Here is a 19,666-nt window from a genome sequence, read left to right as displayed (position 1 = left end):
GGAAATGGACGCCGCTTTGCGCGCCGGCATCCTGCTGTTCAACGTGGAAAGTGCGTCCGAGCTGGAGCTGCTCTCCCAACGGGCGGCCCGCCTCCGCATTCGTGCTCCGCTGGCGTTGCGGGTGAATCCCGACGTGCCTGCAGCCACGCATCCCTACATCTCTACCGGTCTACGCCAGCACAAGTTCGGCGTGCCGATTAAGGAAGCATCACGCCTCTACCGCCAGGCAGCCCGGCAAGAGTGGCTGGCGGTGGCCGGCATCAGCGTACACATCGGCTCGCAGATCACCAGCGTCGCGCCCTTCCGCGCGGCCATGGCTCGCGTGGCGCGGCTGGCGCGCCAACTCAAGAGCGAAGGCCTTGGCATCCGCTACCTCGACGCGGGAGGCGGGCTGGGCATCCCTTACCAGCGTGGCGGCCAGACCGATTTCGCCGCCTACGCCCGCGCGGTCACGGCTCCGCTTGGCGGCTTGGACACGCATCTGCTGCTCGAACCCGGGCGTGCCCTCGTCGGACCTGCGGGAGCGCTCCTCGCCCGCGTGCTCTACGTGAAGCGCAACGGCCGCAAGCGATTCCTTATCCTCGACGCGGCCATGAACGACCTCTTGCGCCCGGCGCTCTACGACGCCTGGCACGCCATCGTCCCGGTCTCGTCCGCTGCGGAGAAGCGCAGGCTGCGCGTTTATGACGTGGTTGGCCCAATATGCGAAACCAGCGACTTTCTGGCCCGCGACCGCAAGCTGCCGGAAATGGCCGAGGGCGATCTGGTGGCCATCCTCGACGCCGGCGCCTACGGCATGTCGCTGGCCTCGAACTACAACTCGCGCCCGCGGGCGGCGGAAGTGCTGGTGGAAGGACGCACGACACGCCTGGTCCGCCGCCGGGAAACATCGGCCGACCTCATGCGAGGGGAGAACCTTTGAGGCTCGACTCGTCTGTTTTGGCTGATTGCTGATTGCTGATTGCTGACTGCTGAAGGCTCCTTACAACGACTCCAGAAAATTCACTACCACCCGCGTCACCGGTTCCGGCCGCTGCAGGTGGAGCAGGTGCCCGAAGTCGATCATGCGCACGTGGGTCACACGCGGCAGCAGGCTGATTGCGGTGCGTACGTCGGCATCGCTCATGCTGCCGCCCAGCGCCGGGTTCGCCTGCAGCAGCATCACCGGGCATTTAATCTGGCGGAACATGGTGTCGGCGTCCCAGCCGTCAGTGGCGCGGCCTTCGAACAGCGCCGTGAACACTTCCGGATCCATCTGGCTGTAGGTCTGGGCCAGGAAGCGGAACAACGCCGCATCCATCCCCGGGAACTGCCCCCAGCGCACCGCCTCCTTCTTGCCCGGCAGCGTGACCCGAATGTCGGCCAGCGCTTCCGCCAGGTCATCCAACAGCCGGCCGGACTGCGCCAGGTCGCGGATAGCTCCATAGAGTGCGAGCAGATGTTCGTTCTGCGCCAGGCTCTGCGCGGTGAGCACGTTGTCTCCCAGAATGAGCCCCCGTACCTGCTGGCCCAGGCTGGAAGCCAGCCACATGCCCACGATTCCGCCCAGCGAGTGACCGAAGATCACCGCCGTGTCTTTCACGACGTTTTGCAGGAAGGCGACCGCATCCACCACGTAATCGGTTCCGCGATAGGCTCCGGGAGTGCGGCCGGAGCGCCCGTGCCCGCGAAAGTCCATGGCATAGATATGCCAGCGCGCCGCCAGCGTCGGGATGATCGAAAGGAACGCCTGCCAGCGGTGCCCGATGCCGTGCAGCAGCACCAGCGGCGGCCCCGAGTCCGGTCCTTCCACGTAGTTCAGCTTGACCGGCCCGGTGTCGAACAGCTTTTCCTTGAGCATTCGGTCCGCCTGTGGAATGTCCTAGTGGCGCTCGTAGACGATGCGGCCGCCCACCATGGTGGTCTCTACCTTTACGTCCTTGATCTTCTCCGGAGCGATGGAGAAGATGTCGTCGCTCAGCACCACCAGGTCGGCCAGCTTGCCGGGAGTGATGGAGCCTTTCTCTTTGTCCTGGAATTCGGCGTACGCCGAGCCCATGGTATAGGCCTCCACCGCCTCGGCGACGGTGATCTTCTGCTCCGGCACCCAGCCCTGCGGGTTCTTGCCGTCGAGCGTAGCCCGGGTGACGGCCGCGTAGAGGCCCTGCATGGGATCGAGCGGCGCGACCGGCCAGTCGGTCCCGAAGGCCAGGCGGACGCCGTCGTCGAGAAAGGTGCGAAAGGCGTAGGTGGTCTTGATGCGCTCCGGCCCGATGCGCTTCTCCGCCCAGCGGCCGTCGTCAATGGCGTGGTAGGGCTGCATGGAAGCGATCACGTGCAAGCCTCGGAAACGCACGAAATCCTTGGGCGCCACGTGCTGCGCGTGCTCGATTCGCAGGCGCCGGTCGCGCGCGCCGTTGGCCTTCTCCAGGTCCGTGTACAGGTCGAGCACCATGGAGATACCGTGGTCGCCGATGGCATGCGTGCATAGCTGCAGCCCGGCCGCATCCGCCTGGATCATCCGCCCGCGCACCCGGGTGATGGGACGCATGCCGGCGGCGATCAGGCCCCGCGTGTTGGGTGCGTCGTCATAGGGCTCGAAAAAATAGGCCGTGGTCGAGCCCAAGGAGCCGTCGGCGTACTCCTTGAGCGCTCCTACGCGCAGGTAGGACGACCCGAAGGCCCGCCGCAGCCCCACTTTCTCCAGCCTCTCCCACGTCTCCAGCGGAGGAGCCGCGTACATGCGTGTGGTGAGTTCGCCCGTCTCGGCCAGTTCCGCATACACGGCCACACTTTCGTACTCGGCGCTCATCTCCTGGGCGCTGGTCACGCCCAGCGAGGCGGCGTGTTCGAGCGCCCGGCGGATGGCCTGCAGACGAAGCTCGTGGCTCAGCGGAGGAATGACGCGCCCCACCAGCTCCATGGCCGCGTCTTTCAGCGCTCCCGTGGGACGCCCCTGGGCGTCGCGCACGATGGTGCCGCCGGGCGGGTCGGGCGTCTGCGCGGTGATCTTCGCCAGCCGCAGCGCGGCCGAGTTGGCCAGCGCCATGTGCCCGTCATAGCGGTCCACGAACACCGGGGTGGTGGGCGAGACCGCATCGATCATGTCGCGCGTGGGCAATTCGGCCGGCGTCCAGTTCTCATGGTCCCAGTTTCCGCCCAGCACCCACTCCCCCGGACGCGCCTTGGCTACGGCTCCGGCGATCCGTCGCACGAACTCCTCGGTGGTGGGCGCGTCTTTCAGGTTCACCTGGTCCAGCAACCGTCCGCCGCCCTGGAAATGCAGGTGCGAATCATTGAAGCCGGGAACCACGCGCCGACCGCGGAGATCGAGCACGCGCGTCTTGGGCCCGCGCCAGGCCTCGACCTCGGCGCGCGAGCCCACTCCCACGATGCGCTCCCCCAGCACCGCCACCGCTTCCGCCTCCGGGCGCGAGGCGTCCACCGTCCACACCTTGGCGTTGGTGAGGATTAGGTCGGCCTGCGGTTGCTGCGCCGCTGCGCTCACCAGGCTCACGGAGACGACCAGAAGGACTTCAAGAAAAACTCGAAGGTTCGTTTGCATTCTTAAGATCCCGTGGGTCTGCAGTTCACAGTTCACCGTTCACAATTCACCGTTATCCTATCGTTCTCCCCACTTCAGCTTGGCCCGCAGCACATCGAAGAAGGTCCGGCTGGAGAGCCGCAGTAGCAGCACCCGCTCCTCCGACTTGCGGCACACGATGTGGTCTCCGTCCTCGACCGGCATCCCCACCTGCCCGTCCACGCTCAGGAAGGCTTCCTCCTGCGTGCTCTTCACCGCGATGCTGATGGTGGAAGTGTCGCGCACCACCAGCGGGCGGTTGGTCAAGGCGTGCGAGGAGACCGGCGTAATCAACAGCGCACTCACATCGGGAAGCAGGATGGGCCCTCCCGCCGCCAGCGAGTACGCCGTAGACCCGGTGGGAGTGGCCACGATGATGCCGTCGGCCTTGTAGTTGGAGACGAACGCGCCGTCGATCTCCACCTCGAAGTCCACCAGGCGGGCCAGCGCGCTCTTGGCCACCACGATGTCGTTCAGGGCGTCGTACTCGGCCCGGCAGGCCCCGCCGCGCACCAACTGGCAGTGCACCATGGCGCGGGCTTCCACCGCGCTCCGCTTCTCGTGCACGGCTTCCAGCGTGGGATAAAGGTCGGGCAGCGTAATCTCGGTCAGAAAACCCAGTGAGCCCAGGTTCACCCCCAGGATCGGGACTTGCGCCTTGGCCAGCGCCCGGGCCGCCGCCAGCATGGTGCCGTCTCCGCCCAGCACCACTACGAACTCCGGCTTGCGTCCCGCCAGTTCTTCGCGGGCGACGGCTTCGTCCGCGCCCGCGTACTCCGCCGTTTCCTTGTCGACTACCACACGGTACCCGCGCCCACGCAGCCACTCCACCAGTTGCGCGGCGATGCGCTCCACCCCGTGCTTGTAGGGTTTGGAAATGATGCCGACGGTCTTCATGGCTTGTCGAATACGGCGTACAACAGGAACTCCCGGTTCCCTTCTGCCCCGCGGATGGGAGACTCGATCACATCGGTCCGTGTCGCCCCCAGCTCCACCACCTTGCGCCGGACCTTCTCCACGGCTGCCGCCTGCGCCTCCGCATCCCGCACGATGCCGCCCTTGCCCACCTGCTCGCGTCCGGCCTCGAATTGCGGCTTCACCAGCACCACCAACTCGTGGGGAACATGCGGCTTCGCCTCCCGGAAGGCCGAGCGCACCACCGCCGGGAGCACGAGTGTAGCAGAGATGAAAGACACGTCCACCGTCACCAGGCTGGCCGGTGCAACGTCGTCCGGCTTCAGATAGCGCGCGTTGCTGCGTTCCAGCAATCGCACCCGCGGATCCTGCCGCAGACGGTAGTCCATCTGCCCGTATCCGGTGTCGATGGCCGTGACCGACGCCGCTCCATGTTGCAGCAGGCAGTCCGTGAAGCCGCCGGTGGAAGCTCCCGCGTCCAGGCACTCGCGTCCCCGCACCTCGATCTTCCAGTGCTCCAGCGCTTTTTCCAGCTTTAACCCCCCGCGTCCTACATAGCGCAGGTCTTCGCCCATCAGCCGGATAGCGGCGGATGCATCCACACTTGCTCCAGCCTTTTCCGCCTTCTGTGCGTTCACCAGCACCTTGCCGGCCAGGATCAAGGCTTGCGCGCGCTCCCGCGAGGGCGCCAGTCCCCGCTCCACCAGCAACTTGTCCAAACGGATCTTCACGCAGCACTCGGATGTGTGCAAACCGGAGAACCGAACGATGGCAACGGCACTTAGCGATTCTATCGCGCCGCTTTTCCACATTCTTATGCACAACTTTGTTGAAATTGAGCCGCCTTGCGGGCGTCTGAGCCGCGCGCCGAAATCCCGAGGGCTGCAAACGTTGCACCTTCTCCCGAAGTGGCCCTCCTTTTGCTACACTCCGCTCATGCCGGCGCCCCACGAGGTCGTGCTCTACTCCCGCAAGGGGTGCCACTTGTGCGAGGTCGTCAAGGAGTCGCTGGCCAAGCTGGAGCGCCGCGGCAGCTTCACCTGGCGCGAGATCGACGTCGATTCCGACACCGCCCTACGCCACCGCTTCACCGACGAGGTCCCCGTCGTCTTCATCAATGGGCGCAAGGCCTTCAAGTACCGCATGGACGAGCGCGATTTTCTCCGCCGTCTCGAGCGCTGAATCTCGCATCCGTTAGAATCTCCCTCACATGGCTCGCACCCAGCTCCACGCCGATCCCGCCGGGCTCTTTCTCCAGGACACGGTCCTCGACGCCTGCCGGCGCCACGCGGAGAGGATCGCGCTGGTGGACACAACCTGCTCCCGGCGCATGACTTACGCCGAGTATGGCGCCACGGTCGAACGCCTGGCGCGAGGCCTGGTCGCCTCCGGCCTCCGGCCGGGTGAGATCGTTGCCATCTACCTGTCCAATTCCTGGGAGTTCTGCGCTGCCTTCCACGCCGCCCAGCTTGCGGGCGCGGCGCCCACGCCCCTGAATCCCAGCTATCGCGAGCGCGAAGTCCGCTACCAGTTGGAGAACTCCGGCGCCGCCATCCTCATCTCTGATGGCGCCCTTCTGGCAGGCATGGACCTCTCCGGCCTGCCCGGCCTGCGCGAGGTCTTCTATACCCGCCAGCCGGCCTCGGGCGCGCGCCCGTTCGCCGACCTCCTGAAGCCCGCCACCGCCACGTTGCCCTCGCCGAATGTCGCGCCGGAGGAAGCTTTGGCCGCGCTGCCTTACTCCAGCGGCACCACCGGCCTGCCCAAGGGCGTCATGCTCTCCCACACCAACCTGGTCACCAACATGTATCAGCTGCTGGCGCCCGGCGAAGCCTCCACCTTCACACACGACGACGTGATGCTTTGCTTCCTGCCGCTCTACCACATCTACGGTCTGAACGTGATCTTCAACCCCACCCTGGCCGTCGGCGCCCGGCTGGTGCTCATGCCCCGCTTCGACGTCGATGCCACCGTGCGCGCCATCGCCGAAGAGAGCATCACCTACATGTTTACCGTGCCTCCCATCCTGACCCTGCTTTGCCAGGCTGCGGAACAAGGACGCTTCCCTCGGGAGCACGTCGTGCGCGGCGCCAAGTGTGGCGCCGCCCCCCTGGCCCGCGACCTGGCTCGCCGTTTCCCCGAACTCACCGGTATCCGCTTGCGCCAGGGATACGGGATGACCGAGGCCTCCCCGGTCACCCACATGGGCTTCTTCGAAGAGTCGCGCTACCGCCCCGAGTCCATCGGCCACCCGGTAGCGCTCACCGATTGCCGCCTGGTGGAGGAGTCCGGCGCCGATCTTCCCGCTGGCGAAGTGGGCGAACTGGTCATGCGCGGGCCGCAGTTCATGCTGGGCTATTGGCAGGCGCCCGAGGCTACGGCTCAGGTGCTGCGCGACGGATGGTACTGGTCGGGTGACATCGCCCTCCACGATCGGGAAGGCTTCTTCTATATCGTCGATCGCCGCAAGGAACTCATCAAGTACAAGGGATTCCCGGTCGCTCCCGCCGAGGTGGAAGCCGTCCTGCTGGAGCACCCGGCGGTGCGCGATTGCGGCGTGGTCGGCCGGCCCGACTCCGTCGCCGGCGAGGTTCCCTGCGCCTTCGTTATCCTGCGCGAGGGCCACGTCGCCGACGGCAGGATGCAGGCCGAACTCTGTGGCTGGGTGGCCGAGCGCCTTACCGGCTACAAGCAGCCGCGCGAGGTGCGCTTCGTCTCCGCCATCCCCCGCAATCCCTCCGGCAAGATCCTCCGCCGCGAATTGCGCAGCCTGCTTTGAGTTCGGGCTCGGCGCTACTTGCGGCGAGGTGGCTCCACGCCAGGCACACCCTCAGCCAACATCAGGTTGCTGGAAGCCTCCAGCATCGCGACGATGCAGCGCGCTCCGTCCGGAGTGAAGGCGAACGACTCCGCTTCGAGGTCTGGGTCAGGCGGAACCAGGATGCGCCGGGAGCTGGAGGTATCCTGGCCTGGCACAAAGTCTTGCGCGAAAACTCCTGTCAGACCCCTGTCGTCGTGGTCCACGTAGGCGATGGCGCCTCCGCCTGGCATCCAGCGCGCACGTCCGGTGCCAACGCGAACCTTGATTTCGAAAGGCACCGTCTGGCCATCAGCGATCCTGACCACCCTCACGGCGCCACCGCTGGGCATTTGCGCCGTATACAGGGCGTACTTTCCATCGGGTGAAATCTCAGGCCAGGCGGTTGCCCCGTGGACCAATTGCGAAGCCTGCGATCCATCGGCGCGAATCTTCCACAGGCCCCGCTTCTTGGGGTTTCCCGATTGGTACACGATCCATTCTCCATCCGGCGTCGCGGTCGGGTTCTCGGCGTCGCCGCCGTCCTGGCTTACTTGGCGCGGCTGGCTGCCGTCTGCCTGTGCCATCCAGACTTCGAAGTGCCCTCCGCGGTTCGAGCTCCACAAGATCTTCCGTCCGCCCTCCAGAAACGCCGGGTCCCAATCGTCGCCCTCGTGATCTGTAAGCCTGCGGATCGTGCCGGTCTTGGTAGAAACCGCCCACAGGTCCAGGTTACCGCTGCGATTGGACGTGAACGCTACCCACTCCCCGTCGGGAGAAACGATCGGTTGCCGATCGCTAGTGTCGCCGCGCGTAAGCCAACGCGACGTCCCCCCAGGGCGCACGGCAACGTCCCTGAGGTTTTCGCGGGTGGTTCGAGCCGTGAACAACAGGCGCCCCCGGTCCAGCACCTCGACTTCGTCTGCCACCACGGGCATCGAGAACAACACCTCGGCCTTGCCTGTCCGTACGTTCACTCGCACCACTCGTGTTGAGCCCCACGTGGCTGCCCCTACTCGTGCCGCCGATTCCGCCTGCGTGTAGACGGCCTCATCGCGGGATGACCACGCCAGGGCGGACAGGTCGCCTCCGGGCAGGGGAGGACGAATGCGCCTCACTTGCTTGGTCTGGATAGAAATGGCGATGTGGCCGCGGTCGGAGCTGACCCCGCCGATGCCGAACAGATAGTCGGTGAGCACCACCGACGATCCATCGGGTGTCCAACGGGGCGCAATCAGCTGCGTCCGCGGGATGCTGGCCAGTTCCTTGAGGTTCTCGCCTGTGGAATCCATCCAGCCGACGAACGTGGTCATGCTCGAATCTTCCTGCTCAATCCAGCGGACGAACACGATCTTCTGCCCATCGGGGGACCACTCCGCTGAGATCACATCATCGACAACCTTGCGGGGCTCGCCGCCCACGGTGGCCACGCGGTACAAATCTCCCCCGCGTTGGAAGATGGGCAGAGTGGCTCCACCCCTTCGCGTCAAGTTGTAGCGCACGAACAGCAGGGCCGAACCGTCCGGCGAGAAGCGGGGACTCGCGTCCGGGCCGTCAGTCAGGCGCACCTCGCTTCCCCCGTCCAGTTGCTTCAGCCAAATGCGGGGAGAGCCGTCGCGGGTGGAGGTAAACGCGACTGTGCGTCCGTCCGGTGAGACGCTGGGATTGCCGTCGCCTCCGGAAAGAGTCAGCGCACGCATGGAAAGAGGCCCGGACGACGGTGGCCGTGCCAAGCGATAGCCGACGACCCCGGCGCCCAGGAGCGCCACCACAATCAGCGCCAATCTTGCCAGGGACCGCAAGCGAATCGCAGAAGGCTTGGCGCCCGCCACCACTTCCGGCAGGGTCGTCTCCGACAAGTGATCCCGCACGCTGGCGAGGTCCCGCGCCAGGTCACGCGTCGAGGCATATCGCTCCTCCGGATCCTTGGCCAGGCAGCGTTCCACGATCCAGCGCAGCGGCAGCGGAACCTTGGGGTTCAGTTCCGCAACCGGCCGCGGTTCGTCCTCGATGATGGCCGACAGCGTCTGCGGCGCGCTTTCTCGCCGGAAGGCGCGCTCGCCGGTGATCATCTCGTAGAGCAGCGAGCCGAAGCTGAACTGATCCGAGCGGTAATCCACCCCCGCGCCCCGCGCCTGCTCCGGCGACATGTAACCTGCCGTCCCCATCACCACGCCCGCGATGGTCGACGGGCCGGCGAGGGTGGGCGACTCGGCGCCGCTTCCTTCCTCCACTGCCGTCAGCTTCGCCAGTCCGAAGTCCAGGATCTTCGCGAAGCCGTCGCGCGTGATCATCACGTTTTCCGGTTTTAAGTCGCGGTGTACGATTCCTGCGGCGTGCGCCTTGGCCAGCCCGTCTGCGATCTGGGCCGCTACCTGCAGCACTCTCTTCAGCACGGGCGGTCCCGCGCTGATCAGGTCACGCAGTGTGCGCCCTTCCACCAGTTCCATGGCGATATAGGAGCTGGAGTCGGACTGCCCGATGTCGTAGATGGTAACGATGTTCGGATGGTTCAGGGCGGAAGCGGAGCGCGCTTCCTGCTCGAACCGCCGCAGACGGTCTGGGCTGCCCGAGAATTCTGCAGGCAGGATCTTGAGCGCCACCTCGCGCCCCAGCTTCAGGTCACGAGCACGGAAAACCTCGCCCATGCCGCCAGCCCCCAGCGGCCCCACAACCTCGTAACTCCCCAGCTTGGCCCCCGGCGCAATCGCCATTACGCGTGCATCATATCGCATTGCCCGCGTTGAGCAGTGGGACGCCGATGGCTGCCCCGCGCCGCCCTCCCCGCTCGCGCTATGATGGCCTTCTTGTGTCTACACCGCTCATCCAGGTCGAGAATCTCCGCCACGTGTATCGTCGTGCATCGGGCTCCCGTCCGGCACTCGACGGACTGAGCTTCCAGGTCCTCGCCGGTGAGATCTTCGGACTCCTCGGTCCCAACGGCGCCGGCAAGACCACTCTCGTGCGTATCCTGACCACCATCCTCCGTCCCACCTCCGGCCGGGCTACCGTTGCCGGCTTCGACGTCGTCGCCCGCCCCCTCGAGGCTCGTCGCCGGCTCACCGCTGTGCTGCAGGAAAGCGCCGTCGAAACCCTGCTCTCCGTGCGCGACAACCTGCTCATTTACGGACGCCTGCACGGTCTTGCCGGCACCGACATCCAGTCGCGCATGAAGGAAGTCGTCGAGGTGCTGGAGTTGGGGGAAACGCTCTCGCAGCGCGCCGCCACGCTTTCCGGCGGATACAAGCGCCGCCTGCAGGTGGCCAAGGCCCTGATGCTTGAAGCTCCCGTGCTCTTCCTCGACGAGGCCACCACCGGCATGGACCCGCTCATCAAGCGCCGCGTGGTGCAGGCCATCCGCGAGCGCGCCCGCCGCGGCTCCTGTGTCCTGCTGACCACGCAACTGCTGGATGAGGCTGAATCGCTCTGTGACCGCATGGTACTGCTCGACCGCGGCCGCTCCATCGCGGAAGGACGCCTGCGCGAGCTGCGCGCCCTCTCGCGCAAGATGTTCCGCATCCACCTCAGCTTCGCCGAACCCACCCTCGATGCTGCCAGCGCCCTCCAGGAACTCGCGCCGCGCAGCCTGGAGGAGCGCGACGGCGACGTGGTCATGACCGTCGAGGGCAGTGAGGACGAGTGGATCCGCAAGATGGCCCGCATCTCCGAGCGCTGGCCGCTCGCCCACCTTGAGATCCGCGGCGCCAACCTCGAGCAGATCTTCCTCGAACTCTACGGCACCCGCCCGGCCGAGCAGGAAGAGGGCACGGAATGAAGTTCGTCCTCGCTAACGCTTACCGGGAGTCGCGCATCCGCCTCACCAATCCCATCATTCCCCTGTGGGACGTATTGGTGCCCGCTGTCTACCTGGTCATCTTCGGCTCCAGCCTCGATCGCTGGCTGGGCACAGGAGCGGGCGGCACGGACTACCCCACGTTCTTCCTTGCCGCCGTGCTGGCCATGGTCACCTTCAGCGTGGCCATGAACTCCTCCTACGCCTTCTTCGAGGACATGCAGTCCGGCGTCTTCCACGAGATGCTTACCTATCCCTTCGCCCGCCGTGACTTGTTGCTGGGCAAGCTGCTCTCCAACGAGGTCTTTGGCGTGCTCGGAGCCCTGCTGTGCATCGCCATCGGATGGGCCCTTCTCAGTATCCCCGTGAGCTTCGGTGCTTTGCCCGGACTGATGTTGTGGACGGTGCTGGGCATGGCCGGCTGGTACTTCCTCTTCGCCTGGATCTCGGTGCGCGTCCGCAGCTTCAACGGCTATCACACCACCACCTCGGCCATGTACCTGTTGCTGATGTTCATCAGCAACCTGTTCTATCCCGCCGACCGCCTCCCCGGCTGGGCTGAATGGCTGGCCTGGCTGAATCCCATCACCTGGCAGGTCGACTTGTTGCGCTACCACACCTACGGCGCCGGTACGCCCCGCGTGCTGCAGCTCGAGGCCGCCGCCTTCGTGGCCTTTGTTCTGCTCACTTTCTGGATGGCCGCGCGCGCCCTGAAGAATCCCGTCGATTAGGCCGGCTTGCGCCGCGATATCCGGCGCCGCTCCCGCGTCAGCTCCACCACTTTCGCCCGCTGCGCCTTCTTCCCCCAGATCAGGATCCGCCGGTACGAATAGACGTAGGGTCGGGCGTCCTCCAACCGCGGTAACAGGTTCTCGCGATAGCGTTCCAGGAACCGCCCATACGCCTCCACAGTCAGGCGTTCCTTGTATTGCACCAGGAGCGTGCCCTTCACCCACTCCATCACGTCCTTGCGTGAAGCCAGTTCGTGGTCGTAGTACCGGACCTCCACCTTGTGCTGCCGGAAGTCTGCGCTCTCCAGGATAGCTCTGTACTCCGGCGGTTCCAGCACGTACTCGCGGTGGACGTAGCCGCCCAGTTCCTGGCGGAACTCCTGCGCCACCTCCGCCGCCACCAGGTGCGAGGGATGGCGGTACATGTCCGGCATCTGCGCCGCCAGTTGCCCGCCCGCCCGCAGAGCCCGCGCCAGCCGCCCCAACAGCGCTGGATGATCCGGCACCCAGTGCAGCGCGGAATTGGAGAACACCAGGTCGTAGGCGTCCTCTTCCGCGAACTCCTCGATCTCTCCCCGCCGGAAGCTCAGCCCGCCGCCTGCAAGCTTCGCGGCCTTGTCCAGCATGGCCGCCGAACGATCGATGCCCACCGTCTCTTGAGCCCGCAGACGCTCGTGCAGCACCCGGGTCAGGTCGCCGATGCCGCATCCCAGGTCCACTACCCGCATCCCCGCCCGCGGTACCACCATCTCCATCAGGTCGTAGAAAGGCTTGCTGCGCTCGGCGCGAAAGCGCTCGTATTGGGCCGGATCCCAGCCGTCCTGTGGCATTGGCTTTTTGGGAAGGAGAGGCGGAACAGATTCTAGCGGATTACGTTCTGATGGGAGAATCCTTTACTGCGGGTGCCACTGCTGGATGCTGGGTGCCCCACCCTTGTCGCTCCTGTCGTTGGAGCGACAGGGTGGGAGCTCTCACCTTCAATTGTTCCTTTTGTCTTTTGCATTTTTCATTTCGCATCCGGCGCACTAAACTCGACGCCGCGTGCTGCCTTCCGAGCTCCCGAACTTGTCGCCCTCCGCAAAACCGCCCCGCTGGCTCCACCCTCTTCTCCTGGCCTTCGCCGTCGCCCTCGGCCTCATCCGCACCCTCGCCTATCGCGACCTGCAGGGCGGTGACAGCGTCTCCTACCTCGATATCGCCACTTTCTACGCCCGCGGCGACTTCGCCCAGGCCGTGAACGCCTTCTGGAGCCCTCTTTATTCCTGGCTGCTGGCTGCTTGGCTGGCGCTCCTTCGCCCCTCGCCCGACTGGGAGTTCACGGCGGTGAGTTTTCTGGGCTTTGGCATTTACCTGATCGCGATTCTCTGTTTCCTCTTTTTCTGGCGCTCGCTCGATTCCGGGCAAGTCGCGGAGCGAGATGCCAACTCAGCCGGATTGCCCCCCAGCGCCTGGCTCCTGCTCGGCTACGCGCTTTTCCTGTGGACCACCGTCGATCTCGGCCGGCTCACCTTCAATCCTGCCGACCTGCTCATGGCCTGCTGCGTCTATCTTGCCGCTGGAGTGCTGGCCCGCCTGCGCGCCGGTGATCTCGCCCGGCACAACTTCGCGCTGTTGGGAACGGCGCTGGGCCTCGGCTATCTCTCCAAGACCGCCATGCTTCCGCTTTCCGCGGTGTTTCTTCTGGTGGCGGTCCGGTTGGTAGGTGTGTCTCGCGATCGGCTGCGCCGCTTCCTTCCCACTGCAGTATGCTTTCTCGCGATTGCTGCTCCGTGGATCGCCGCCATCTCCCTGCACCAGGGCCGCTTCGCCATCGGCGAGAGTGGCTTTATCAACTACGCCTGGCACGTCAACGGCGCCCCCATGTTCTATTGGCAGGGCTCCCCGCCGGGTTCCGGGAGTCCTGCGCATTCTCCCCGCCAGATGTTTTCCAAGCCCGCGCTCTACGAATTCGCGGAGCCGGTGCCCGGGACCTTCCCCGCCTGGTACGACCCCTCTTACTGGAACCAGGGCATCCGTCCACATTTTGATTGGCCACAACAGTGGAATGTGCTGCGTACCACCCTGCCCCATGTCTGGACCGTGTTTCGCATCCGCCCCGACCTGCCGCTCGCCGGCCTGGTGCTGCTGTTTGCTGGCGGCCTGTCTGGAATCAAGCGCTTGGCGCGCGGCTGGTTCCTGCTCCTGCCCGCCGCCGCTGCCCTGGTCATGTACAGCCTTGTCCACCTGGAGCGCCGCTACATCGCCGTATTCGTGGTGCTGGTCTGGGCGGCAGTCTTCTCTTCTCTGCGCTTCCCCGCCCAGGAAAAGCTGTTCCGAGCCGCCACCGCGCTCTCGGTGCTGGTGTTTGCGGCGACTCTCGCTCCACTTGCCGCCAATCTGCCCGCCGAGCTGCGCGACATCCGCCAGCGCCCCGAGCGCGTCCACTGGCGCGTGGCCCAGGAGCTCGAGCGCCGCGGCGCCCGCCCCGGCGACCGCATCCTCATGCTGGGTGGCGCGCTCTGGAACGCCCCGCTCGCGCGCCTGGCGCGCGTCCAGATCGCCGCCGAGATCCCCTGGACCGAAGCCCCCGCCTTCTGGTCCGCCGATCCCGCGACCCAGGCCGCAGTCATGGACGCGGCGTCATCTCTCGGCATCCGCCTGCTGGTCGCCGATTGCGGCCAGTGCGCGCCGCCCCCCGCCTGCACCCGCATCCCCAACACTTCCCGCCTGGCCTCCGCCGATCAGCGCAGCTTCTACGTCTGCGAACTCGACGCCTTCCGCCACTAGAGGGTTCTTACTGGGTACTCGCAATCCTGCGAATCTTGTTGCCGGCTGCCACGTCGGCAATTCCGCGCTCGGCAATTCGGCAATCTCCCATCGCCGATAGCAGGTGAATTGCGTAGACTACCTCCCCGCATGCCCGCGGCTTCCATTCCGACCGCCCGTCTCCGCCTCACGCTCTACTCGGCCGCTCTCGCCCTCGGCCTCTTGCGCACTCTTGCCGCGCGCGGTATCGGTGGCGGTGACAACCTCTCCTACCTCGACATCGCAACCTTCTACGCTCGCGGCGACTTCGCTCGCGCCGTAAACGCCTTCTGGAGCCCGCTCTACTCCTGGATCCTGGCCCTCGCGCTCCGCCTCGGCCCAGGCACACCCGAGTGGGACTTCGCCACGCAAACTCTCGCCACGGCAACCCTCTACCTTCTCGCCTTGGTATCGTTCTTCTATTTCTGGCGATCGTTCGCGGAGTGGCGCGCCGCCCGGTCGGCCACACCCGGCCTAACTTCCCTGCCGGAGGTCGCCTGGCTTCTGCTTGGTTTCGACCTGTTCCTTTGGTCCTCTCTCGAACTGAACCGCCTGGGCATCGAAAACCCCGACCTGCTGCTCTCCTGCTTCGTCTTCCTCGCTGCTGGATTGCTGCTTCGCATCTGCGCCGGCCAGGCCCGCACCTACGCCGCCTTAGGCGTGGTCCTTGGGCTCGGCTATCTGGCCAAGACGGCCATGTTCCCTCTGGCCTTGGTGCTCCTCGGCGTGGCTGCAGTTGCTTCGCCTGCTCCTCGCACTTGGCGAAGGACTCTACTCGCGGTGCTGTGCTTCCTGGCCGTCGCTCTGCCTTGGGTCGCCATCATCTCGACCCACACCGGCAAGTTGACCCTGGGCGAAAGCGGCCGCTTGAACTACTCCTTCCATGTCAACCGCGTCCCCTTCACTCACTGGCAAGGACGGCCGGACACGGGCGCTCCCCAGCACGTTTCCCGCCGCATTTACGAACACCCCGACGTCTACGAATTCGCCGACGCTCCCGGCATCACCTACCCTGTCTGGTTCGATCCCGCGCGCTGGAACCGGGGCTTGGCGCCGCGCTTCGACTTGGGCGATCAGCTCCGTGCCCTCGGCTTCAACGCCTGGCTCTACCTGCTGCTGTTCGCCAGCCGCCTCGACCTCATGATGGTGTGGTTAATGCTGCTCGCGATCGGAGCGCGGCGTGGCCTGGCCCGGCGACTGCGCGAACTCTGGTTCCTGTGGTTGCCGGCGCTCGCCGCTCTGAGTATGTACGGTATCGTCCACGTCGAACGCCGTTACGTGGCCGCCTTCCTGGTGCTGTTCTGGACCGCGGCCTTCTCCGCATTGCGCTTTCCTGTGGAAAGTCCGTTGCGACGACTTCAGGTCATGGGAGTCGTGGCCTTGTTGGTAGCTTCCGGCCTGCAGTTTCTCGCGCGCATGCCCGAGGACTTGCGCCGTATCCGTCAGCGGCCGGAGGGCGTCTATCTCCAGGCCGCAGCCGAGCTCCAGCGCCTGGGAGCGCGACCCGGCGACCGCATCGCCATCTTCGGCGACGCCCTGTGGAACTCCAGCGCCGCCCGCCTGGCTCGTGTGCAGGTCGCCGTCGAGATGCCCACCGACCAACTCGACGCTTACGGGTCCGCCTCTCCGGAAGAACGCACGCAGATTCGCGAGCGCCTGGCCGCCGCCGGTGTCGGCTACGTCATCGCCGAGTGTGGGGACGACTGCTCCCTGTCCTGCACTCGCTTCCCGAACACTTCCACCCGCTCCATCCAGGGCCCGCGCACGCTCGCGGTCTGCCGCCTGAGCGACCTCCCGTAAGGCGCGGCCGGGACTTCCCGGACCTGCATCTGTGGCTTTTGGTGGAACCTTCGGGAACTTCCGTGGCGGGAATGAGCTACAGCTACTGCGGGGCGCTCTTCTGCGCTTCTTCCTTCTCTTCTGGCTTCTTGTCTTCCTTCTTCTCTTCCGCCTGATCGTAGATGGAGTGCTGCTTCTGCGGCGGATTCATCTCGAAGGTGAATTCGTGCGTGGGCTGGTTGATGTCGAAGTCTTCCCCGAAGGTCTGGAATCCGCTGGCCAGCACCTGGATCCGCAGCTTGCCGTAGGGTGCTCCCGGGAAGTTGGCCTTCCCTTCCCGGTCGGTCTTCACCTGGAACCCACCGCGCTCCTGCTTTCCCTCCTTGTTTACCAGGTGCAGGATCACGCTGGCATTGCGGATGGGCTTGCCGTTGGCCTTCTTCACCACGCGAAAGCTGAGGTCCGAGTACTGCTTCTCCGCCGCCGCCGGCACCACCGCCAACACGGCCGCCACGGCTATCATGATCAAACCGGAGATTCGCATCGGCATCGCTTGACATTGTAGCGCCGGTCCCTCACCGCGTCAGCCACGAAACTCCCCTCGGCTTGACAGAAGGGGCCTCCCTTCCTTATAGTTAGCACTCGACCGGATGGAGTGCTAACAGCCGTCCTGCCCCTTGAAATCAGGCAGTTACAGGTTTCAGCGTGGGTTATACGAGGCTGCGACGCTCCGGTCGGATTCGGGCGTGGAAGCGGTTCCCCAATCTGCGTTCGCTGAGGATTTGGTTCTAATTCTTCACTTTGAAAGGAGAAGCAAAGCAATGACAACCAAGCTGACTCCCCTGCATGACCGCATCCTGGTCCGCCGGGTGGAGGAACAGGAAACGGTGCGTGGCGGCATCATCATCCCCGACACGGCCAAAGAGAAACCGCAGGAGGGCGAGGTCATCGCCGTCGGCAAAGGCAAGTCGAATGAGGAAGGCCGGGTGTTTCCGCTGGACGTGAAGCCGGGCAACCGCATCCTGTTCGGCAAGTACGCCGGCACGGAGATCAAGATCGACGGCGAAGAGTTCGTCATTATGCGCGAGGAGGAAGTGCTGGGCATCCTCCAGGGCGCGGGCGCCGGCAAGAGCAAGGAGAAGGAGCTGGCCGGAGCACGCAAGTAAGGCAGCCACTAGCGTCTAGCTAGAAGCTAGCAACTAGGAGCTCACGGCCGGTATCGGCAACACGGCCCAAACGAGTTCAGAACCATCGAGAATCCACAACTCAGAGGAGAAGCGAAAGATGGCAAAGCAGATCGTACACGGAGAAGAGTCGCGGCAGGCGATCCTGCGCGGGGTCACCACCCTGGCCAACGCGGTCAAGGTGACGCTGGGCCCCAAGGGTCGCAACGTGATTCTGGAAAAGAAGTTCGGCTCGCCGACCATCACCAAGGACGGCGTGACCGTAGCCAAGGAAATCGAGCTGAAGGACACGCTGGAAAACATGGGCGCGCAGATGGTGCGCGAGGTTGCGTCGAAGACCAGCGACGTGGCCGGCGACGGCACCACCACCGCCACTGTGCTGGCCGAATCCATCTATCGCGAAGGCGCGAAGACGGTGGCGGCGGGCGCCAACCCCATGGCGGTCAAGCGCGGCATCGAGAGGGCCATCGAAGCCATTTGCGGCAAGCTGGATAAGGAAGGCAACCGCGTGAACGGCGAGCTGGACAAGTTCTCGAAGCCGGTGACCGGCGAGATGATCGCCCAGGTGGGCACCATCTCCGCCAACAACGACGAGACCATCGGCCGCATCATCGCCGAGGCCATGAAGAAGGTGGGCAAGGACGGGGTCATCACCGTGGAAGAGTCCAAGACCATGGAGACGCAACTGGAAGTGGTCGAGGGCATGCAGTTCGACCGCGGCTACCTCTCGCCCTACTTCGTCACCGACCCGGAGCGCATGGAAGCGGTGCTGGAAGACTGCTACATCCTCATCCACGAGAAGAAAATCTCGTCGATGAAGGACCTGCTGCCGCTGCTGGAGCAGATCGCAAAGTCAGGCAAGCCGCTGCTGATCGTGGCCGAGGACGTGGAAGGCGAAGCGCTGGCCACCCTGGTGGTGAACAAGCTGCGCGGGACGCTGGCGGCTGTGGCCGTAAAGGCTCCGGGCTTCGGCGATCGCCGCAAGGCCATGCTGGAGGACATCGCCAAGCTGACCGGCGGCAAGGCCATCACCGAGGACCTGGGCATCAAGCTGGAGAACGTGCAGATGGCCGACCTGGGCCGCGCCAAGAAGGTGACCGTCGACAAGGACAACACCACCATCGTCGAGGGCCGGGGCAAGTCCAGCGAGATCGAGGGCCGGGTGAAGGAGATCCGCTCCCAGATCGACAAGACCACCAGCGACTACGACCGCGAGAAGCTGCAGGAGCGGCTGGCGAAGCTGGTGGGCGGCGTGGCGGTGATCAAAGTAGGCGCTGCGACCGAAACCGAAATGAAAGAGAAGAAGGCCCGGGTCGAGGACGCCATGCACGCGACGCGCGCTGCCGTGGAAGAGGGCATCGTGCCCGGCGGCGGCGTGGCTCTGCTGCGCTGCGTGGCGGCCGTCGACAAGCTGAAGCTGGATGACGATGAGCGGGTGGGCGCGAACATCGTGAAGCGCGCGCTCGAAGAGCCTCTGCGGCAGATCGTGCAGAACTCCGGCGAAGAGGGCGCCATCGTCGTGGGCAAGGTTCGGGAGAACTCCAACCCCAACTTCGGCTACAACGCCCAGACCAGCGAGTTCGAGGACCTGGTGAAGGCCGGCGTCATCGACCCCACCAAGGTCGCCCGGACCGCTTTGCAGAACGCGGGTTCCATCGCCGCGTTGATGCTGACGACGGAAGCGATGGTTGCCGAGATCCCCGAGGAGAAGAAAGCTCCGATGGGTCCCGGCGGTCACGGCGGCGGAATGGAAGGCATGTACTAAAGACGGTGGCTAGTGGCTAGTTGCCAGTAGCCAGTGAAAACCAAAGGCCCCGCAGAAATGCGGGGCCTTTTTGTTTCTTCTCACCACGGAGACACAGAGACACGGAGGACAAACGGGTCCATGAATTGCTAGTTGACTACCTGAATTCCGGTGGATTGAAGGAAGTCCGCAGTTTCGTCATACCATTTGGGTGAGCGGGTCTTGTCGTCTGCACTTCCCTCCGGCACCCAAATCACCATTCCCTGACGCGACCGCGTCAGAAGAACACGGTAGGAATTGAACAGGTATTCGCGCTTCCTAGCATTCTTGAGCGCTTTCCATTCGCTACCGACAAACCTTCTCGTTAACCAGCTACC

17 protein-coding genes are annotated in these 19,666 nt (G+C 65.1%); 9 read left to right on the top strand and 8 right to left on the bottom strand.

Annotated features, from left to right (window positions below; genetic code table 11):
- Positions 1–922: diaminopimelate decarboxylase (lysA, locus tag VLE48_04745; GenBank protein ID HSA92297.1), on the top strand; the 922-nt coding region annotated here is incomplete at its 5' end.
- Positions 923–982: 60 nt separating this feature from the next.
- On the opposite strand, the gene VLE48_04740 is transcribed toward lysA, so the two are convergent.
- Genes VLE48_04740 through VLE48_04725 form a run of 4 tightly spaced genes read right to left on the bottom strand, consistent with a single transcriptional unit; the run spans position 983 to position 5,208 of the window.
- Positions 983–1,840 carry an alpha/beta hydrolase gene (locus tag VLE48_04740; GenBank protein ID HSA92296.1) on the bottom strand — a complete coding sequence of 286 codons (858 nt, stop codon included), beginning with the start codon at positions 1,838–1,840 and terminating at the stop codon, positions 983–985.
- Between the two features lie 21 nt (positions 1,841–1,861).
- Complete coding sequence (locus VLE48_04735) at positions 1,862–3,544, bottom strand: amidohydrolase (protein HSA92295.1); 1,683 nt, start codon at positions 3,542–3,544, stop codon at positions 1,862–1,864.
- Between the two features lie 57 nt (positions 3,545–3,601).
- A complete protein-coding gene (locus VLE48_04730) occupies positions 3,602–4,459 on the bottom strand; it encodes an NAD(+)/NADH kinase (protein HSA92294.1) in 858 nt (285 codons plus the stop codon).
- Positions 4,456–5,208, bottom strand: a complete 753-nt coding sequence (locus tag VLE48_04725; GenBank protein HSA92293.1) for a TlyA family RNA methyltransferase — start codon at positions 5,206–5,208, stop codon at positions 4,456–4,458. Before VLE48_04725 ends, VLE48_04730 begins: the two co-directional genes overlap by 4 nt.
- A 205-nt stretch (positions 5,209–5,413) precedes the next feature.
- On the opposite strand from VLE48_04725, the gene VLE48_04720 reads away from it, so the two are divergent.
- Both VLE48_04720 and VLE48_04715 read left to right on the top strand, forming a co-directional pair.
- On the top strand, positions 5,414–5,659 hold the full coding sequence (locus VLE48_04720) for a glutaredoxin family protein (GenBank protein HSA92292.1): 246 nt from the start codon (positions 5,414–5,416) through the stop codon (positions 5,657–5,659).
- A 28-nt stretch (positions 5,660–5,687) separates the two neighbouring features.
- The gene (locus VLE48_04715) at positions 5,688–7,256 is read left to right on the top strand and encodes an AMP-binding protein (protein HSA92291.1); all 1,569 of its coding nucleotides are present in this window, start codon (positions 5,688–5,690) and stop codon (positions 7,254–7,256) included.
- A 14-nt stretch (positions 7,257–7,270) separates the two neighbouring features.
- On the opposite strand, the gene VLE48_04710 is transcribed toward VLE48_04715, so the two are convergent.
- Positions 7,271–9,988 carry a protein kinase gene (locus VLE48_04710; protein ID HSA92290.1) on the bottom strand — a complete coding sequence of 906 codons (2,718 nt, stop codon included), beginning with the start codon at positions 9,986–9,988 and terminating at the stop codon, positions 7,271–7,273.
- Positions 9,989–10,083: 95 nt separating this feature from the next.
- On the opposite strand from VLE48_04710, the gene VLE48_04705 reads away from it, so the two are divergent.
- Together VLE48_04705 and VLE48_04700 are read left to right on the top strand one after the other, a co-directional pair.
- Positions 10,084–11,049, top strand: a complete 966-nt coding sequence (locus VLE48_04705) for an ABC transporter ATP-binding protein (GenBank protein HSA92289.1) — start codon at positions 10,084–10,086, stop codon at positions 11,047–11,049.
- Positions 11,046–11,798 carry an ABC transporter permease gene (locus VLE48_04700; protein HSA92288.1) on the top strand — a complete coding sequence of 251 codons (753 nt, stop codon included), beginning with the start codon at positions 11,046–11,048 and terminating at the stop codon, positions 11,796–11,798. The genes VLE48_04705 and VLE48_04700 overlap by 4 nt, the downstream gene beginning before the upstream one ends.
- Here the strand turns inward: VLE48_04700 and VLE48_04695 are convergent.
- On the bottom strand, positions 11,795–12,628 hold the full coding sequence (locus VLE48_04695) for a methyltransferase domain-containing protein (protein ID HSA92287.1): 834 nt from the start codon (positions 12,626–12,628) through the stop codon (positions 11,795–11,797). The genes VLE48_04700 and VLE48_04695 overlap by 4 nt on opposite strands.
- A gap of 235 nt (positions 12,629–12,863) precedes the next feature.
- Between VLE48_04695 and VLE48_04690 the strand changes: the two genes are divergently transcribed.
- Together VLE48_04690 and VLE48_04685 are read left to right on the top strand one after the other, a co-directional pair.
- Positions 12,864–14,564, top strand: a complete 1,701-nt coding sequence (locus VLE48_04690) for a hypothetical protein (GenBank protein ID HSA92286.1) — start codon at positions 12,864–12,866, stop codon at positions 14,562–14,564.
- 129 nt (positions 14,565–14,693) lie between these two features.
- Positions 14,694–16,382, top strand: a complete 1,689-nt coding sequence (locus VLE48_04685) for a hypothetical protein (GenBank protein ID HSA92285.1) — start codon at positions 14,694–14,696, stop codon at positions 16,380–16,382.
- An 82-nt stretch (positions 16,383–16,464) separates the two neighbouring features.
- Here the strand turns inward: VLE48_04685 and VLE48_04680 are convergent, their stop codons facing one another.
- Positions 16,465–16,911: a carboxypeptidase-like regulatory domain-containing protein gene (locus VLE48_04680; protein ID HSA92284.1), complete on the bottom strand. Its 447-nt coding sequence runs from the start codon at positions 16,909–16,911 to the stop codon at positions 16,465–16,467.
- A 271-nt stretch (positions 16,912–17,182) separates the two neighbouring features.
- Here VLE48_04680 and VLE48_04675 point away from each other — a divergent pair, with 271 nt between their 5' ends.
- Both VLE48_04675 and groL read left to right on the top strand, forming a co-directional pair.
- The gene (locus VLE48_04675; GenBank protein ID HSA92283.1) at positions 17,183–17,527 is read left to right on the top strand and encodes a co-chaperone GroES; all 345 of its coding nucleotides are present in this window, start codon (positions 17,183–17,185) and stop codon (positions 17,525–17,527) included.
- A 118-nt stretch (positions 17,528–17,645) separates the two neighbouring features.
- Positions 17,646–19,310, top strand: a complete 1,665-nt coding sequence (gene groL, locus VLE48_04670) for a chaperonin GroEL (protein HSA92282.1) — start codon at positions 17,646–17,648, stop codon at positions 19,308–19,310.
- A 128-nt stretch (positions 19,311–19,438) separates the two neighbouring features.
- Here groL and VLE48_04665 read toward each other — a convergent pair.
- The coding region (locus VLE48_04665) for a DNA/RNA helicase domain-containing protein (GenBank protein ID HSA92281.1) at positions 19,439–19,666 on the bottom strand (228 nt) is incomplete at its 5' end.

This window comes from Terriglobales bacterium, assembly GCA_035454605.1.
Taxonomy (GTDB): Bacteria; Acidobacteriota; Terriglobia; order Terriglobales; family Acidobacteriaceae; genus DATMAB01.
The sequence above is the reverse complement of the archived record's forward strand: the minus strand, read 5'-3'. Positions and strand labels throughout refer to the sequence as shown.

Bases quoted from the DNA above. Each gene is read 5' to 3' on its own strand.
- VLE48_04740 (HSA92296.1), bottom strand. From the start codon at position 1,840: ATGCTCAAGGAAAAGCTGTTCGACACCGGGCCGGTCAAGCTGAACTAC.
- VLE48_04735 (HSA92295.1), bottom strand. From the start codon at position 3,544: ATGCAAACGAACCTTCGAGTTTTTCTTGAAGTCCTTCTGGTCGTCTCC.
- VLE48_04730 (HSA92294.1), bottom strand. From the start codon at position 4,459: ATGAAGACCGTCGGCATCATTTCCAAACCCTACAAGCACGGGGTGGAG.
- VLE48_04720 (HSA92292.1), top strand. From the start codon at position 5,414: ATGCCGGCGCCCCACGAGGTCGTGCTCTACTCCCGCAAGGGGTGCCAC.
- VLE48_04715 (HSA92291.1), top strand. From the start codon at position 5,688: ATGGCTCGCACCCAGCTCCACGCCGATCCCGCCGGGCTCTTTCTCCAG.
- VLE48_04710 (HSA92290.1), bottom strand. From the start codon at position 9,988: ATGGCGATTGCGCCGGGGGCCAAGCTGGGGAGTTACGAGGTTGTGGGG.
- VLE48_04700 (HSA92288.1), top strand. From the start codon at position 11,046: ATGAAGTTCGTCCTCGCTAACGCTTACCGGGAGTCGCGCATCCGCCTC.
- VLE48_04695 (HSA92287.1), bottom strand. From the start codon at position 12,628: ATGCCACAGGACGGCTGGGATCCGGCCCAATACGAGCGCTTTCGCGCC.
- VLE48_04685 (HSA92285.1), top strand. From the start codon at position 14,694: ATGCCCGCGGCTTCCATTCCGACCGCCCGTCTCCGCCTCACGCTCTAC.
- VLE48_04680 (HSA92284.1), bottom strand. From the start codon at position 16,911: ATGCCGATGCGAATCTCCGGTTTGATCATGATAGCCGTGGCGGCCGTG.
- VLE48_04675 (HSA92283.1), top strand. From the start codon at position 17,183: ATGACAACCAAGCTGACTCCCCTGCATGACCGCATCCTGGTCCGCCGG.
- groL (HSA92282.1), top strand. From the start codon at position 17,646: ATGGCAAAGCAGATCGTACACGGAGAAGAGTCGCGGCAGGCGATCCTG.